Raw genomic sequence first — 2,237 nt, 5'->3', positions numbered from 1 at the left:
AATATAAGATCAGGATGGCTATATGCATAAAATATTGATCGTCTGTTAAAAAAGCGAAAATAACAAACAATATGCCGCCTACTATTAGAGCTATATTTGTTTTACTCATCTTGCTTTCCCCCCGAACAAACCATTTGGTCTAACTAATAAAACAATGATGAAAATTATATATGTCATTAACTCTTTTAAGCTGCCCGGCAGGAAAGCTCCACCCATAGCTTCAGATATTCCGATAATCAATCCGCCTACTAAAGCTCCTATAAAGTTTCCTAACCCTCCCAGAACAACCACCACAAATCCTTTCAAGATGAAAGTAGCACCGACCGAAGGAGAGGTATATAAGAATGGTGTAATTAAACTGCCGGCAACACCAGCTAACGCTGCTCCAATTCCGAATGCTATATAATTAATTTTTCCAGTATTTATACCGACTAATGAAGCACCATCGCGATTAATGGATGTTGCACGAATCGCTTTACCAATGAACGTACTTTTCAAAAACCAAAAAAGCAGAATGGAAAGGGAGATTGCAAAAATAAAAGCTATTAGTTTTGGCGAATTGATATCAATAGCTCCAATACTTAAGGTTTGTGCCATCCCTTCGACCTTCACGCTTCGAAAATCTGGACTCCACAGAACAAGAGCCAGGTTTTCGATAAACAGCATAATCCCTAACGTTACAAGAAGTTGATTATGCTCCGGCGCGTCCAGCATTTTAGAAAGAACTGTTTTCTGTATAAAAGCACCAACAAGGAACAGGACACCTGCGCTTAAAAATATGGATAAATAAGGATTTATGCCCAATATAGCAAACGACCAATATGTTACATACATACCTAACATTAACAGAGCACCTTGAGCGAAATTAATAATCTTCATAACTCCAAAAATAAGTGTTAATCCAATTGCTACTAACCCATAAATCCCACCCATTAAAATACCGTCTACTAAAGATTGCAGTAGCAAGTTCACCGACATTGTATTCCTCCTTTAACAACAAGGCAGGTTTTCACCTGCCTTGTTGGGTTATTTACTTGGATTAACAAATTCTTTACTCTTATAATCTTCTGGGTATACAACATTTGTTTGACCATCCGTAATTTGATTCAAAACAGCTTGAGCATTTTTGTTTTGACCACTTTCATCAAATTCAATTATTCCTTGCGGCAGAATATGCTCTTTTAATTTTGTTTCCGTTAATGCCTTTTGAATTTCAGCTCTATCAGTTGAACCAGCTCTTTCAATTGCATCAATCAGAACTTTCGCAGCCATGTATGAGTATGCTCCATTAGGCCCTAGTTCTTTATTAAACTTCTCTTTATATCTCTTCTTCACATCTTCAGCTAATTCACTTTGGGGATTGATCGTATAGTTTACATCCAGTATATTTTCACTTATCGATTTATCGCCTGTAATAAACTGTGCGTTACTAAATGCTCCGTTTGCTACACCAATTATCGCCTTTGGTACGAATTTTGCTTCTTTTAATCCATTCACCAATAATGTTCCATCACGCAAATATGTCGTAGCGATGATCGCATCGGGTTTTAAAGATTTGATCTTATTAATGGATGAAGATAAATCTGCTGTAGAGGCTGAATGAGGTAAAGTAGCCAAGACCTTAAACCCTTCCTTCTCAGCTTTTTTTTCGATAATTTCTGCGATGCTTGTCCCGAAAACTGAATCTTCATGTACAAGAACGATGTTTTTTATGGAATTATTCATTTTTGTATTAATAAACTGCCCGTATTTCAAGAAGTTATTGGCCATTTGAGAAGCAGGCGGCTGCAGCCGGAATGTGTATTTAAAATTACGTTCCGTTACTTCATCAACAGACGCAATGTCTATAATAAATGGAAGACGTGCTTTTTCCGCTTCTTGTGTGGCTGGAAGAGCTACACCACTTGAATAAGCTCCAATAATCCCGGCTACTCCATCACGATCTAAACGCTGTGTTTCAGATACTCCTTTTTCCGGAACCCCTTCATGATCAGCTTCAATTAATTCAACTTCTTTACCATCAAGAGACTTAATACCGCCATTTTCATTCACTTCTTCTACAGCAAGCCGGACGGCATCACGCATTTCTTGCCCTTCATTTGCCAAGCCCCCGCTTAATGGATGCAAAGAGCCGATTTTTACAACATCATCCTTTCCTGATCCGCTGCTTCCTTCCGAACAACCTGCAACAACTAGCATCATCAATATCATTATAAAAAGTGATTTTTTCATAAATT

Annotated in this window: 2 protein-coding genes; both read right to left on the bottom strand. The window is 37.8% G+C overall.

The features are described 5' to 3' along the window. Positions 1–105: 105 nt before the first annotated feature. Positions 106–978, bottom strand: coding sequence for a branched-chain amino acid ABC transporter permease (locus tag AC52RT_RS09180; RefSeq protein ID WP_495540457.1), 873 nt, complete (start codon positions 976–978; stop codon positions 106–108). A 48-nt stretch (positions 979–1,026) separates the two neighbouring features. Then, positions 1,027–2,237, bottom strand: a 1,211-nt coding sequence (locus AC52RT_RS09175; RefSeq protein ID WP_495540456.1) for an ABC transporter substrate-binding protein, incomplete at its 5' end; no start/stop codon positions are given.

The sequence above is a fragment of the Peribacillus sp. genome (assembly GCF_059453735.1).
The sequence above is the reverse complement of the archived record's forward strand: the minus strand, read 5'-3'. Positions and strand labels throughout refer to the sequence as shown.